This is a genomic window from Miniphocaeibacter halophilus, assembly GCF_016458825.1.
In the GTDB taxonomy this organism is placed as follows: domain Bacteria; phylum Bacillota; class Clostridia; order Tissierellales; family Peptoniphilaceae; genus Miniphocaeibacter; species Miniphocaeibacter halophilus.
Window position 1 is genome coordinate 1979726 of sequence record NZ_CP066744.1, and the last position, 15138, is coordinate 1994863.

General features: G+C 28.7%; 17 protein-coding genes and 1 pseudogene. All 18 read left to right on the forward strand.

What is annotated here, in order from left to right; genetic code table 11:
• Positions 1 to 33 precede the first annotated feature (33 nt).
• The 18 genes and pseudogenes from JFY71_RS09880 to JFY71_RS09965 all read left to right on the forward strand — a co-directional run bounded on the left by JFY71_RS09880 (position 34) and on the right by JFY71_RS09965 (position 15137).
• Positions 34 to 882 carry a DegV family protein gene (locus tag JFY71_RS09880; RefSeq protein ID WP_243660624.1) on the forward strand — a complete coding sequence of 283 codons (849 nt, stop codon included), beginning with the start codon at positions 34 to 36 and terminating at the stop codon, positions 880 to 882.
• Positions 883 to 961: 79 nt separating this feature from the next.
• Positions 962 to 1375: an RrF2 family transcriptional regulator gene (locus tag JFY71_RS09885; RefSeq protein WP_243660625.1), complete on the forward strand. Its 414-nt coding sequence runs from the start codon at positions 962 to 964 to the stop codon at positions 1373 to 1375.
• Between the two features lie 126 nt (positions 1376 to 1501).
• Complete coding sequence (locus JFY71_RS09890) at positions 1502 to 2716, forward strand: AI-2E family transporter (RefSeq protein ID WP_243660626.1); 1215 nt, start codon at positions 1502 to 1504, stop codon at positions 2714 to 2716.
• A gap of 11 nt (positions 2717 to 2727) precedes the next feature.
• Positions 2728 to 5368 (forward strand): annotated as a pseudogene (gene alaS, locus JFY71_RS09895) (alanine--tRNA ligase).
• 8 nt (positions 5369 to 5376) lie between these two features.
• Positions 5377 to 5652 carry an IreB family regulatory phosphoprotein gene (locus JFY71_RS09900; protein ID WP_263457729.1) on the forward strand — a complete coding sequence of 92 codons (276 nt, stop codon included), beginning with the start codon at positions 5377 to 5379 and terminating at the stop codon, positions 5650 to 5652.
• A gap of 3 nt (positions 5653 to 5655) precedes the next feature.
• On the forward strand, positions 5656 to 6606 hold the full coding sequence (locus JFY71_RS09905) for an aldo/keto reductase (RefSeq protein WP_263457730.1): 951 nt from the start codon (positions 5656 to 5658) through the stop codon (positions 6604 to 6606).
• A complete protein-coding gene (gene ruvX / locus JFY71_RS09910) occupies positions 6606 to 7016 on the forward strand; it encodes a Holliday junction resolvase RuvX (protein ID WP_243660628.1) in 411 nt (136 codons plus the stop codon). The genes JFY71_RS09905 and ruvX overlap by 1 nt, the downstream gene beginning before the upstream one ends.
• A gap of 8 nt (positions 7017 to 7024) precedes the next feature.
• Positions 7025 to 7273, forward strand: a complete 249-nt coding sequence (locus tag JFY71_RS09915) for a DUF1292 domain-containing protein (protein WP_243660629.1) — start codon at positions 7025 to 7027, stop codon at positions 7271 to 7273.
• 13 nt (positions 7274 to 7286) lie between these two features.
• Positions 7287 to 7763 (forward strand): Fur family transcriptional regulator, encoded by a 477-nt coding sequence (locus JFY71_RS09920; protein WP_243660630.1) that lies wholly within the window; start codon positions 7287 to 7289, stop codon positions 7761 to 7763.
• Positions 7741 to 9408 (forward strand): ribonuclease J, encoded by a 1668-nt coding sequence (locus JFY71_RS09925; RefSeq protein ID WP_243660631.1) that lies wholly within the window; start codon positions 7741 to 7743, stop codon positions 9406 to 9408. Before JFY71_RS09920 ends, JFY71_RS09925 begins: the two co-directional genes overlap by 23 nt.
• Positions 9409 to 9418: 10 nt before the next feature.
• On the forward strand, positions 9419 to 9748 hold the full coding sequence (locus tag JFY71_RS09930) for a YlbF/YmcA family competence regulator (RefSeq protein ID WP_243660632.1): 330 nt from the start codon (positions 9419 to 9421) through the stop codon (positions 9746 to 9748).
• Positions 9748 to 10392, forward strand: a complete 645-nt coding sequence (locus JFY71_RS09935) for an O-methyltransferase (RefSeq protein ID WP_243660633.1) — start codon at positions 9748 to 9750, stop codon at positions 10390 to 10392. Before JFY71_RS09930 ends, JFY71_RS09935 begins: the two co-directional genes overlap by 1 nt.
• Positions 10393 to 10428: 36 nt before the next feature.
• Positions 10429 to 11175, forward strand: a complete 747-nt coding sequence (locus JFY71_RS09940) for an IclR family transcriptional regulator (RefSeq protein WP_243660634.1) — start codon at positions 10429 to 10431, stop codon at positions 11173 to 11175.
• Positions 11176 to 11283: 108 nt separating this feature from the next.
• On the forward strand, positions 11284 to 11565 hold the full coding sequence (locus JFY71_RS09945) for a 2Fe-2S iron-sulfur cluster-binding protein (protein WP_243660635.1): 282 nt from the start codon (positions 11284 to 11286) through the stop codon (positions 11563 to 11565).
• Positions 11566 to 11596: 31 nt separating this feature from the next.
• Positions 11597 to 12520 (forward strand): catechol 2,3-dioxygenase, encoded by a 924-nt coding sequence (locus JFY71_RS09950; protein WP_243660636.1) that lies wholly within the window; start codon positions 11597 to 11599, stop codon positions 12518 to 12520.
• 67 nt (positions 12521 to 12587) lie between these two features.
• Positions 12588 to 13406 carry an alpha/beta fold hydrolase gene (locus JFY71_RS09955; protein WP_243660637.1) on the forward strand — a complete coding sequence of 273 codons (819 nt, stop codon included), beginning with the start codon at positions 12588 to 12590 and terminating at the stop codon, positions 13404 to 13406.
• 65 nt (positions 13407 to 13471) lie between these two features.
• Complete coding sequence (locus JFY71_RS09960) at positions 13472 to 14242, forward strand: 2-keto-4-pentenoate hydratase (RefSeq protein ID WP_243660638.1); 771 nt, start codon at positions 13472 to 13474, stop codon at positions 14240 to 14242.
• Between the two features lie 13 nt (positions 14243 to 14255).
• Positions 14256 to 15137, forward strand: coding sequence for an acetaldehyde dehydrogenase (acetylating) (locus JFY71_RS09965; protein ID WP_243660639.1), 882 nt, complete (start codon positions 14256 to 14258; stop codon positions 15135 to 15137).
• Position 15138 lies beyond the last annotated feature (1 nt).

Genomic DNA, 15138 nt, shown 5'->3' on the forward strand with positions numbered 1-15138 from the left:
TGAGAATATTAATATTATATATAGGAGATTTTAATGAAAATTAATATAGTTACAGATACAACAGCTACTTTACCATTAGAATTTATTGATAAAGAAAATATAAATGTATTTCCAATTTATTATACTTTTGAAGGAGAGGAGTACCAAGAACCAGATCCAACTCGATATGATATTTTTTATGAAAAATTAGTAGGAAGTAAAAATTTTCCAACTACATCTCAACCGCCCTTTGGATTGTTAATAAAGGTGTTTAAAAAAGCATTAGAGGATAATCCTGATGCAGTTATAGTAATGCCTATTTCAGAAAAATTAAGTGGAACTTATGATTCCTGTCTGTTAGCTAAAGATATGATAGGTGATGACAGAATTCATATTATTAATGTAAAAACCACTACTTTAAATTTAAAAAGGATGGTTGAATACTTAGTTGAATTAAGAAAACTCGACTTACCAGTTGAAGAAATAATAAATAGATTATATCTCCATAGAAAACATCAGGAAGTATACTTTATTCCTGAAACCTTAGAATATCTAAAAAGAGGAGGGAGACTTTCTAAAGTTTCTGCTACTGTAGGGGATGTTTTAAGTATAAAACCCATTATTTCAGTCCTAGAAGATGGTTCTTTAGGACTGGTAGATAAAGCCAGAGGATATAACAAAGCAATAGGAAAAATAGTCTCATTTGTACCAGAAGATATAAAATATATGGCTATAGCGTATGTCTATAAAAAGGATAAGGCCTATAAACTATATGAAGAAATGAGAGAAAAATATCCACATATTAATGTTGTAATAGAAGAGGTGTCGCCTGCCATCGGTTCACATATTGGACCTGGAACGGTAGGACTGTTATTTGGAACATATTTAAATTTAAATGTATAAAGGTAAAGGTCCTTGCTAAGGACCTTTGTTTTTGTTCTATTTTAGTATATAATATATGGGTAATAATGGAGGATTATAGATGAGACTTTCAACACGAGGAAGGTATGGACTTCATGCTATGTATGTATTGGGAAAAAACTATGGTTTAGATCCAATTCCTTTAAGTGAAATTTCTAAAATGACAGGATTATCAAATAGTTATCTGGAACAATTGATTAGACGATTAAAGAAAAATGGTTTAGTGAGTAGTGTTAGAGGATCACAAGGAGGATATTTTTTAACTAGAAATCCCAAAGATATTAGTATTGGAGAAATATTAATAGCATTGGAAGATTTTTTTGGTACAACTGAATGTTCTACTGACGAAGGTTATTGTTCTAAGCAAGGATATTGTCCGGCAAGAGGAGTTTGGATTGAAATTTCCAAAGAGCTAATTACTAAAGCCAATTCAATGAATTTAGCTGAAATGGTAGCTGGTAAATACATGAGATAATCCCTTAGTAATTCCTTATATTAAATTTCAGTAGATAATTATTTATTAATTTAATATAGGTTTTAAAGCCTATATTTTTTTAATATTTTTAAGATATATTAAATTAACCCTAAGTGGAGGTTTATAATGCCGTTTAACGTTAGAGAAACATTAATAAATGTTATATTTATTTTACTAACAATTTTAATTGCTTTAGGTATTTATTATTTAATTAATATTGGAAACACTAAAGTTAGTTTAAAAAATAGATTAAGACTAGATCAAAGCTATATAAAAAGAGTAACTATATATATACTAATAATATTAGCGGTCTTATATATATTTACAAAGTTTCCTATAATAGGAAGTACTATTATAACTATTATAATTGCTTTAGTTGTAGCATATTTAATAAATCCTTTAGTAAAAAATTTAGAAAAAAAAGGATTAAAAAGATCATATGCAATTTTACTCGTATATTTTTTAGTAATACTGTTATTTGCTATAATTATTATATTGATAATGCCTAAATTAAGTGAGCAATTAAAGAGGCTATTATATTCTTTACCATCATTTTTTGAGGATTTGTTTAATTCTGCATATAAGTTTTTAAAAGAAAATTTTAGCGAAAATGAAACTGTTCAAAATTTAATTACAGAGGCAAAAGCTACGTTTACCAATAGTATTTCAAGCTTTCAAGGGAAATTAATTGAAGGCATTTCAAATGTTGGTGAAAGAGTTAGTGGTATAGCAAGTGGTTTAGTAAGAATTGTTCTTATACCTATTTTTTCTTTTTATTTTTTAATGGACAAAGAAAAATACATTGCAGGATTTAAAAGAACAATTCCAGAAAAACACAGGAAAAATATAATATCATTATTAAAAGACATAGACAAGGTAAATTCACAATTTGTTCGAGGACGTTTATTAATGGCTTTAGCAGTAGGTGTTCTAACAGCTATATTTTTATTTATTATGAGGATTGAATACGCACTTGTAGTTGGTATTATAACCTGTATAGCAGATATTATACCGTATGTTGGTCCTGCCTTAGGTTTTATTCCAGCAGTGCTTATAGCCTTTTTTGATAGTCCTATAAAAGCATTGTTTGTTGCAGTGGTATTTTTACTTATTCAATGGGTGGAAAATAATATTCTGGCTCCTAAAATTTTAGGCACTACTATAGGACTTAATCCAATGCTAATATTATTATGTCTGTTAATTGGAGCAGGGATGTTTGGCGTTCCAGGAATGATTTTTTCAGTACCTGTTGTAGCAACTGTTAAAGTGGTTATTAATCATTATAAAAATGACGTAAAGAATTTTTTTGTAAAAGATGAAAATGAAGAAGATAATATATAAGGTGAGGTTATATGAAAAAAATAGGATTAAATGAAATTAGACAAGAGTTTTTAGATTTTTTTAAAGAGAAGAATCATAATATATTAAAAAGTTTTTCCTTAATTCCACAAGATGATAATAGTTTATTGTTAATAAATGCAGGAATGGCTCCAATAAAAAAATACTTTACTGGAGAATTAAAAATGCCTAAAAATAGAGCAGCATCATCTCAAAGATGTATAAGAACCGGTGATATTGAGTCGGTAGGCAAAACTCAAAGGCATGGTACTTTTTTTTGAAATGCTAGGGAACTTTTCTTTTGGTGACTATTTTAAAAAAGAAGCTATTACTTGGGCTTGGGAATTTTTAACAGAAAAAATGGAAATACCTGAAGAAATTCTGTGGGTTTCAGTTTATGAAGAAGATGATGAAGCTTATGATATATGGAAAAATCATATAGGAATTCCAGAAGAAAAAATAGTAAGATTAGGCAAGGAAGATAATTTTTGGGAATTAGAAGAGGGCCCTTGTGGACCTTGCTCAGAAATTCATGTAGACAGAGGTACAAAGTACGGTTGTGATGATCCAAATTGCAAGCCGGGCTGTGATTGTGATAGATTTTTAGAAGTTTGGAATTTAGTTTTTACACAATATAATAAAGATTCTAATGGAGTATACCATGATTTAGATTCTCCTAATATAGATACGGGAATGGGTTTGGAAAGACTTACAATGGTGTTGGAAAATGCAGATAATATATTTGAAATTGGATTAGTAAAAGATATTATTTCAATAATAGAAGATATTTCCAACAAAAAATATAAAACAAATGATGAGGACGATATTTCTATTAGAATTATTGCTGACCATATAAGAGCAATAACATTTTTAATATATGATGGTGTTATACCAAGTAACGAGGGAAGAGGTTATGTTTTAAGAAGACTTCTGAGAAGAGCAGCAAGACATGGGAAATTATTAGGTATTGAAGGTAATTTCATTGTAAAAGTAGCAAAAAAAGTCATGGACATTTATAAGTCAGAATATCCTGAACTATTGGAAGATAAAGAAAGAATTTTTAAAATTATAAATGCTGAAGAAAATAAATTCCAAGAAACCATAGATCAAGGTCTTAATATACTTGATAAAATTATAAAAGATAGTATAGAAAAGAATTTAAAGGAAATAAGTAGTAGAGACGCTTTTAAATTATATGATACTTATGGTTTTCCAATAGACTTAACTATAGAGATATTAGAAGAAAAAGATTTAAAAGTTAATTTATCAGAATTTAACAAGTTAATGGAAGAACAAAGAACCAGATCCAGACTATCTAGACATGAAGATAATATAGGATGGTCAAATGAGACAAATGAAAATATTGAAAAACTTCAAGAGACCAAATTTCTAGGGTATCAAACACTAGAAAATGAATCGAAAATAATTGAAATTTTTGTTAATGGTGAAAGTGTAGATAAAATAAAAAGTGAAGAAAATGGTATAATAATTGTAGAGGAAACTTCTTTTTATGGAGAAGGAGGAGGACAAGTAGGTGATGCAGGTATTATTGAAAGTCCAAATTCAAAGGCGGTTGTTGTAAATACTACAAAAAATAGTAATAGTGCTATATTACATTATGTTGAAGTTAAAAATGGAGAGTTTTCAGTAGGAGAAACTGTAAAGTTAAAAGTAGATTTTATTAGAAGAAAAAATACTGTTAGAAATCATACAGCAACACATTTGCTTCATAAAGCATTAAGAGAAGTTTTAGGTAATCATGTCCATCAAGCTGGTTCATATGTAGGTCCAGATAGATTAAGGTTTGATATTACTCATTATGAGTCTATATCAAAAAAAGATTTAATAAAAGTACAAGATAAAGTTAATGAGGCTATTTCTTTAGGAATGCCTATTAAATCAAAACATATGACCTTGAAAGAATCAGAGGAATTAGGAGCAATAGGTTTATTTGAAGATAAATATAGGGATATTGTTAGAGTAATTAATGTTGGTGATGGATATTCTGTTGAACTTTGTGGTGGTACTCATGCTTCAACAACTGCTGACTTACAAATGTTTGAAATAATTTCAGAATCATCTGTAGCAGCAGGAATAAGAAGAATTGAAGCTATTACAGGACCAGAGGTATATAAGCATTTAAAAGAAAATGGAAACTTATTAGACGAAATATCTAAAGAATTAAAAGTAGATAAAAAAGAGATTAACAATAGAATAACTTCATTACAAAATGATATAAAAATATTAGAAAAGGAACTTAAAAAGTTAAAAAACAAGGATAGTAAAAAGGACCTGGACTCAATATTATCAAATATTAAAGAAATTAAAGGTGTAAAATATATTAAACACTCTGTAAAAGATATGGATATGAATACTTTTAGAGAATTAGGTGACACTATAAGAGATAAACTTGGTTCAGGAATAGTAGTAATGTCAAATATTAATGGTGATAAAGTTAATTTCTTAGCTTTAGTCACTAAGGATATAGTAGAAAAAAATATTTATGCTGGGAATATTGTTAAGGAAGTGGCTATTTTAACAGGAGGCAATGGTGGAGGAAGAAAAGACTTTGCTATGGCCGGAGGAAAAGATATAACTAAAGTAAAATTTGCAATGGATTCAGTAGATAAAATTTTAGAGTCAATAATAAAATAGGAGGAAAAATGAGAAACGAAGATAATAATATTAACAAAACGGTAATGTTTGAACCACAAAAAGAAGATTCAAAATCTATTAAAGAAATATTAGAAGCTGTTTATAATTTATTAGAAGAAAAAGGTTATAAGCCTGTAAATCAAATTATTGGGTATATACTATCAGATGATCCAACATATATTACAAGTCATGGAAATGCTAGAAATATTATTAGACAAATTGATAGAGACGATTTACTTGAGGAACTATTAGAATTTTATTTGAAAGAGAATAAAATAAAATAGCTAATGAAATATAGTGAATTAGGGAATACAGGTATTATTACTTCAAATATTTGTTTTGGAAGCTTGACTATGACACCCTTTCAAAGTAATTTAACTGTAAAAGAAGGGGCATACTTAATAGAGTATGCTTTTGATAGAGGTATTAATTTCATAGATACAGCTCAATTGTACAATAATTATAATTATATAAGAGAAGCTTTAAAAGGATTTAGTAGAAATGATTTAATCATCTCTACTAAATCTTATGCGTGGAATAGAAGATTAGCAGAAGAAGCCTTAGAAGAAGCCTTAAAAGAATTAAGTACAGATTATATAGATATTTTTTTGCTTCATGAACAAGAATCGGAATTAACAATAAAGGGACATTATGAAGCTTTAGAATTCTTTAAGGAGGCAAAAAAAAGAGGATATATAAGAGCTTTAGGTTTATCAACCCATAGAATAAGTGGAGTTTTAGGTGCTAATAAGTACCCTGAATTAGAATTAATTCATCCAATTTTAAATAAAAATGGACTTGGTATCGGAGATGGCAATGTTAAAGAAATGATTAAAGCCTTAAAAGAATCTAAAAAACTTGGGAAGGGCATTTATAGTATGAAACCGTTAGGTGGAGGTCATTTAATAAAGGATATAAAAGAATCATTTAATTTTTTAAATGAGCTTGATTTTATTGATTCTATTGCTGTTGGTATGCAGAGTATTGAAGAAATTGACTGCAATATATCTTTAATTAATGAAGGGATTTATCCTGAAGAATTAAAAGAGAAGCTATCATTAAAACAAAGAAAACTTATAGTTGAAGAATATTGCACCGGTTGTGGAAATTGTGTGAAAAGATGTAATCAAGATGCGTTAAAGATTTCAAATGGAATTTCAACTGTTGATTACAATAAATGTGTTTTATGTGGATACTGTGCTACCGTTTGTCCGGATTTTTATATAAAGGTGGTTTAATGGAAAGATATATGGGTTTAGACATAGGTGATAAAACAATAGGTGTTGCAATAAGCGATCCTTTCTTTATTACCGCTCAAGGTTACAAAACGATTTTTAGAACAAACGACAAAGATGATATTAAGGAACTCTTAAGCATTATTAAAGAGAATAATATAATTAAAATAATAGTTGGATTACCTAAAAATATGAATAACACAATAGGTCCTCAAGCTGAAAAAGTTTATAAATTTTGTAATAAATTGAAAAATAGCATTTCTATAGAGATAATTTTTCAAGACGAAAGATTAACAACAGTTTCTGCAGAAAGAACATTAATAGAAGGAAATGTAAGAAGAAAAAAACGTAAGAAATTAATTGATATGGTTGCAGCAACTTATATTCTTCAAGCATATTTAGATATGTATTAGGAGGAACAATGGAAATTATAGAACTTTATGATGAGTCAGGTAACTTGCATAAATATGAACTATTAGATACTTTTGGAATGGACGATAATGATTATGCTGCTCTTTTAACAGTTAATCAAGAAGACAATACAATATATATTTTTAGAATAAAAAAAAGTAATCATGGAGAAATAATTTTAGAAGGAATAGATGACGAGCAGGAACTGAAAGATGCTGTAGAAATATACGAGAAATTAAAAGGAGAAACAATTCAGTAGAATAGGAGGGTTTATGGATTTAAATAATTTGAAAACAATATTAACAGAAAATGGTTATAAAGTAACAAAACAAAGAGAAGTTATTTTTCAAGCCCTGTTAGAAAATAATGAATCCCACTTAAGTCCTGAGGAACTACATGAAATAGTTAGTAAAATAGATAAAGACATAGGAATAGCAACAGTTTATAGAACTTTATTGTTATTTGAAGAACTAAATATAGTTTATAAATTGGATTTTGATGATAATAGATATAGATACGAACTTGCTTCAGAAGGAGAAAAGCATCAACATCATCATTTAATTTGTACAAATTGTAGTAAGGTTGAAGAAGTGAAATATGATTTATTAGAAAATATAGAAGAAGATATAGAAAAAACTTATAAATTTAAAATTCAAAATCATGTTTTGAAATTTTTTGGACTGTGCTCCGAATGTCAATCTAAAGAAATTGAACAAGGAGATTTAAATGGCACCAAAAAAACAAAATAAATTAAAAATTATCCCTTTAGGCGGGGTTTCGGAAATTGGTAAAAATATGACTGTCGTAGAATTTGGTAAAGATTTAATTATAGTAGACAGTGGTTTGACATTTCCTGATGACAATATGCCAGGGATAGATTTAGTTATACCAGATACAGATTATTTGGAAAAAAACAAAGAAAAAATTAAAGGTATTGTAGTAACACATGGTCACGAGGATCATATAGGAGCAATACCATATATATTACGAAAATTCGATATCTCAGTATACGGAACTAAATTAACAATAGGGTTAATTAAAACAAAATTAAATGAACATGGATTAAGTAAAAAAAATCTAAAAGTTGTAGAGAAAGGAAGCTCGATTAAACTAGGGGTATTTTCTGTGGAATTTATACAAGCTAGCCACAGTATACCGGATTCTGTTAGTTTTGCAATTACTACACCTGTAGGAGTTATAATTTTCACAGGTGACTTTAAAATAGACTATACTCCAATTGACGGAGATGTAATGGATCTTACAAGATTAGCTGAATTAGGTAAAAATGGTGTATTAGCATTATTAGCAGATAGTACAAATGTAGAAAGACCAGGTTATACCTTAAGTGAAAAATCTGTAGGCGAAACATTTATAGATTTATTCTCTAAGGCTAAATCAAGGATAATTGTAGCAACATTTGCTTCAAATGTTCATAGAATACAACAAGTAATTAATGCTGCAGAACACTATGGTAGAAAAATAGCATTGTCAGGAAGATCAATGGTGAATATTGTTTCTGTTGCTAAAGAATTAAATTATTTAAAAGTTAAAGATGATACTTTCATTGAATTGAAAGATATAGATAAATTTAAAGGTAATAAGATAGTTCTACTAACTACAGGTAGTCAAGGTGAACCTATGAGTGCGTTAACTAGAATGGCCTATGGAGAGCATAGGAAAGTACAGTTAGTTCCAGAAGACACAGTAATTATTTCTGCTTCACCGATACCAGGTAATGAAAAAACCGTATCTTCAATAATAAATAAATTAACGGAAATTGGTGTTAATATTATCTATGATACATTAGCAGATGTACACGTTTCTGGTCATGCCTGTCAAGAAGAATTGAAGTTAATTCATACTCTAGTAAAACCTAAATTTTTCATTCCTATTCATGGGGAATATAGACATTTAAAAAAACATGCAGAATTAGCAGAAAGTTTAGGAATGAAAAAGAAAAATATATTTATTGGTAAAAATGGTAATACATTTGAATTTACTAAACGCTCTGGAAAACTCATAGATACAGATCATGCGGGAAATATATTAGTTGATGGATTAGGAATTGGTGATGTTGGAAATATAGTTCTTAGAGACAGAAAACATTTAGCAGAAGATGGATTAATAGTTGTAGTAATAACTGTTAATAAAGATACTGGAGAAATTATTTCTGAACCAGACATTATATCTAGAGGATTTGTATACGTTAAAGAAAATACGAATTTAATGGAAGAGGCTAAGCTAGTAGTTGAAAAATCACTATCTGTATGTAAAAACAAAGATATAAAGGACTGGACTACTATAAAGAACAGTGTTAGAGAAAGTTTAAAAAAATATGTATACGGTAAAATAAAAAGGAAACCTATGATACTACCAGTAATTATAGAAGCTTAGGAGGTTTTTTATGGATTTAGTATCAAAAGCAAGAGAGTTAGGAATAGAAATATCAAAAAGTGATAAGTTTATTGAGTATAAAAATCTATATAATCAAGTATATAAAGATGAAAAAAATAAAGAGATGATTGATGACTTTAGAAAAAAAGTTGTCGACTATCAATTAAATTATGCTAATAAAGGTAAAGAATCAGAAGAAGAACTAAAAAAACTAGAAAATTTACAAAACATTATGATGATGAATCAAGATTTAGGAAAATTTTTAATTGCAGAAACTAATTTCTCCATAGAGTTAAAAGATATTTATGAAGCAATAGAAAAGGAACTAGAACTAGAATAATGATAGTAAATAAAGTTGTTGAAGAATATATTAGAAACAAATCTCAAACTAGCAATGATTTATTGAAAGAAATTGAAGAATTTGCTATCAAGAACAATATTCCTATTATAGAACCAGAAGTTAGAAACTTTCTAGGAATGCTTGTAAGAATAAAAAAACCTTATAAAATATTAGAAATTGGAACTGCAATTGGATATTCATCTATAATAATGAAAATGGCATCTAAGGATTCTAAAATAACTACAATTGAAATAAATGAAGAAAATTTTTTAAAAGCCAAATCAAATATTAAAAAGTTTGGTTATGAAAAAGATATTCATTGTATACTTGGAGACGCTAATGAAGTGATTGATTTATTAGACGATAATTATGATTTGATTTTTATAGATGCTGCTAAAGGACAGTATGTAAATTTTTTAAAAAAAACAATTGATAAATTAAAAATTCATGGGCTTTTAATTTCTGACAATGTTTTATTTCGTGGCATGGTAGCAGAAGAGAAATACAAGCAAAAAAGACATAGAAAAGTTACTATAGTAAAAAGATTAGATGAATATATTGATTTATTAATTAATGACAAAAGACTATCATCATCTATTGTGCCAATAGATGATGGTATGATGATAACTTATAGAAATATATAAATTTTTATAAGTTAATCTATAGTTTAGGAGTGGAACATGGGAAGTGTTTTTATACAATCAGTAGATAGGGCGTTTAAAATTTTAGAATATATTTCAAAAAATAATTCCGCAGGTATATCGGAAATGTCCAGAAACTTGGATATTAATAAGAGTACAGTTTTCGGATTAGTTAAAACTTTAGAAAAGTTAGGTTATGTTGCACAAAATAATACAGATGATAAATATATGCTTACTTATAAGTTCTATATATTATCAAGTAGATTTGTTGACAATTTGCCAATTATAAATATAGCAAAGCCCTATTTAAAGATGTTGAATAATAAATATGGGGAAACTATACATTTGGTTGTATCTACAGAGGATTCAGCAATATATATTGATAAATTTAGTGGTCTAAAATCTATAACTGTATCCACTAATGTAGGAGATAAAAGACCTTTACATTGTACAGGTGTAGGAAAGGCTATATTATCTTTGAGAACAGATGAAGAAATATTAGAGTATGCAGATAAATTTGGCTTGGAAGCTTTTACAAAAAATACCATTACTAATAAGTTTAAACTTATTGAAGAAGCTGAAAAAATAAGAGAAAGAGGATATAGTATCGATGATGAAGAAACACAATATGATTTATATTGTATAGCAACTAGTATTGAATTAGATGAAACAGAGTATGCTATTAGTGTTTCTATGCCTAAATTTAGGGTTAATGATGAAATTAAAAAAAATATTATTAAAGATTTATTAAATATAAAAGATAAAATTATAAAAAAACTTGATTAAAACTTGACATATGTCAAATAAGCTAATATAATATAGTAAAATAAAGGTATGCTAATAAATGAGAACGATGTATTATATTATAGTACGCATTTATAGAGGATATATATTATGAAATATAAGGTTAGATTTTTAAAAGAAGGATTAGAGTTTTTTTGTAATAGTGATGAATCAATTTCTCATGCTATGAATAGAGTGAACAATAGACATCCAATTGTCGGATGCAGAGGTGGTGGCTGTGGAATTTGTAAGATAAAAATTTTAGGTGGTGATTATGAATTAGGAAGAATGAGTAAAGCAGTTATTTCTGAATGTGAAATAGGAAAAGGTTATACACTAGCATGTAAGACTTATCCAAGATCTGATTTGTTAGTTGAATTTGTAGAAAAATAATTAATTTAATATTTTATCAAGGAGGTACAAAATGGCTATTACTGGTATATTGCGAGTAGGTTTAGTTCAGATTAGAGTATTGGATTTTGAAGAATCTCTAGTGCATTATAGAGACAGGATAGGATTAGATGTTGTAGGGAACATAGATGAAAATAGGTTAATGTTAAAGGCATATGACGAATTTGATCATCATTCCGTTGTATTACATAGAGCGGAAAAAGCAGGAATTGATTTTATAGCTTTTAAAGCAGACAATGAAGAGACAATTGATAGAATAAAGAAAGAAACGGAAGACAAATATAAATTTAATTATGAAATAATAGACGATCAGCCTGGTTTTGGACCTATTCATACTTTTACAGTACCAACAGGTCATAAAATTGGTATTTATAGTGAAGTTGAAATGGCAGAAGATTATCCAATGATACAAAATCCTTTTATTTGGAAAAAGGAACCTAGGGGCATGAGAGCAACTCATTTTGATCATGCATTATTATATGGTCCAGACCAAAAAACTACAGTAGAATGGTTTACTAAAGTTTTAGGATTAAGTATATCTGAAATATTATTAAAAGAGGATGGAAAAGAAAGCCTATGTACATGGCTAACAGCAAATACCAGAGGACATGATCTTGCTGTATTGGATTTTCCAGAACCAAACGTTTTACATCATATTTCTTTCCATTTAAATAGTTGGGAAGATGTTGGAAATGCAGCTGATATAATGGCTAGATATGATATCTCTATAGATGCAGGTCCAATGAGACATGGTATTACTAGAGGACAAACAATTTATTTCTTTGATCCTTCTGGAAATAGAAATGAAGCCTATGCAGGTGGATATGAATATTTCCCAGATCATCCAGTTAGAGTTTGGGACTATGATCATGCTGGTGCTGGAATTTTCTACTATGATAAAGCATTAAATGACAGATTCTTATCTGTATATACTTAAAATATATGCTTTAAAATCAATGAGAATATATTTGAAAGTTTATAAATAAGAAAAGGAGTGATGTATTTTGACTAGACCAGAAATTGGAAAAAGTGTAATTACTGGTAAATATAAAACAAATTATTTAGAATCAGGAAAGGGTTATCCATTAATCTTTATACATGGATCTGGCCCTGGAGTTTCTGCTTATGCTAATTGGAGATTAGTTTTGCCTAAGGTTGCTGAGAAAGCTCATTGTTATGCAATGGATATGTTAGGGTTTGGATATTCTGATAAACCTACTGATGTAAAATATGGAATGAAGATTTGGACTCAACAAATAGTAGATTTTATGGATGCTCTCAATATAGAAAAAGCAGATTTTGTAGGAAACTCCTTTGGTGGCTCATTAGCCTTATCAATGGCTTTAAAATACCCAGAAAGGGTAAGAAAATTGATTATGATGGGACCAATGGGAGTAGAGTTTGATATATCTTATGGATTAAATGAAGTTTGGGGATATAAACCATCTAAAGAAAATATGTTAAAACTAATTCAACTTTTCTGCTATAATCAAGAATATGCAACAGAAGAATTAGCTGAAGTTAGGTTTAAAGCAAGTACTGAACCAGGTTTCCAAGAAGCTTTTAGTTCTATGTTCCCTGAACCTAGACAAAATTCAGTAGATGATATGTCCTTTACAGATGAGGAAATTAAGACTGTAAAAAATCAGACTATGATTGTACATGGTAGAGAGGACAAAGTAATTCCTGTAGATAATGCCTTTAGACTTATAAAATTAATAGAAAATGCGGAATTACATGTATTTGGACATTGTGGACATTGGACTCAAATTGAAAGAGCAGATGACTTTTCAGAATTAGTAAAATATTTTATATCCAAATAGAGCTTGTATAAATATAGAAGTCGCTGCAGTGGCTTCTATATTTATTTAAAAACAGAGGTGGAAATATGGATAAATTGAAAAAAATAGCTGATAAATTATATGATGCATCAAATAATTTTTATCAAATAGAACCAATTAGTAATACTTATAAAGATTTAACAATTGATGATGCTTATAAAATTCAATTGATTAATCATAAAAAAGAACTTGAAAAAGGAAAAAAAATAACTGGAAAGAAAATTGGCTTAACCTCAAAAGGTATGCAGGATGCTATTGGAGTAGACCAACCGGATTTTGGTATTTTATTTGATGATATGGAAGTAAAAGATAATATTATAGATACTTCTAAAATTTTACAGCCAAAGGTAGAGGGAGAATTAGTATTTGTTTTAAAAGAAGATATAGGGAAAAATATTACATATGAAAGAATTATAGAGGCCACAGATTATGTAGCTCCAGCAATAGAAATTGTTGCAAGTAGAATAGAAAATTGGGCAGTTACTATAATTGATACTATTGCAGATAATGCTTCATGTGGTCAATATATAGTTTCAGATATAAAGATTGATCCTAGAAAAACAGATTTGAAAAAAATTGAAATGACAGTATATAAAAATGGAGAGTTTATAAATAAAGGATTTGCAACTGAGGTGCAGGGAGATCCTGTAAATGCAGTAGTTTGGTTAGCGAAAACTCTTGGGAAATACGGAGTTGAATTTAATAAGGGAGATGTAATACTATCAGGAGCTATTACAGGAGCTGTAGCTGCTGAAAAAGGTGATAAATTTATTTGTGACTATGGCGAATTCGGTAAAATAGAAATAGAATTCGATTAAGTAGGAGACGCATATGAAAAAAATTAAAGTTGGAATAATTGGTCCAGGAAACATAGGACAAGATTTAATGATTAAAATTGGAAGAAGTAAATATTTAGAGTTGACATGTGTAGTAAATATTAGAGAATCAAAAGGACTTGAGAGAGCAAGAAAATTAGGTGTAGATGCATCTCCTTTAGGAGTAGATTACCTAATTGAAAAATATACAGGTATAATCGATATAGTATTTGATGCTACTTCTGCAAAGGCACATTTATCCGCATATAAAAAATTACAAGATGCAGGTATGTTTGTATTGGATTTAACTCCAGCGGCAGTTGGACCTTACTGTGTTCCAGCTGTAAATTTAGATAGAAATATGTTAAGAGAGAAAGAAGTAAATTTAGTTACTTGTGCAGGTCAAGCTACAACTCCTTTAGTAAACGCTATTAATGAAGTAGCAGATGTTTACTATGCTGAAATTGTATCATCTCTAAGTTCAGATAGTGCTGGAGCTGGTACGAGAGCTAATATTGATGAATTTACTGAAACGACAAAGAAAGCTTTGGAAACAATTGGTGGTGCTGATAAAGCTAAAGCGATTATTATTTTGAATCCAGCAGATCCTCCAATCTATATGAGCAATACAATATATACAAGAGTAAAAGATGTAAATATGGAAAAAATTACTAAAGCTACAGATGAGTGTATAAATAGAATGAAAGAATATGTTCCAGGTGTAAGATATAAAATGACTCCAACTTTAAAAGATCTTAATGATGATATTGTTATGTTAATTGTTGAGGTGGAGGGTTTAGGTGACTATTTACCAATACATTCTGGAAATTTAGACATAATAAATGCTTCTGCAATAAAAATTGCAGAAGAAAAAGCAAAAGAATTACTGGGGGTGTAGT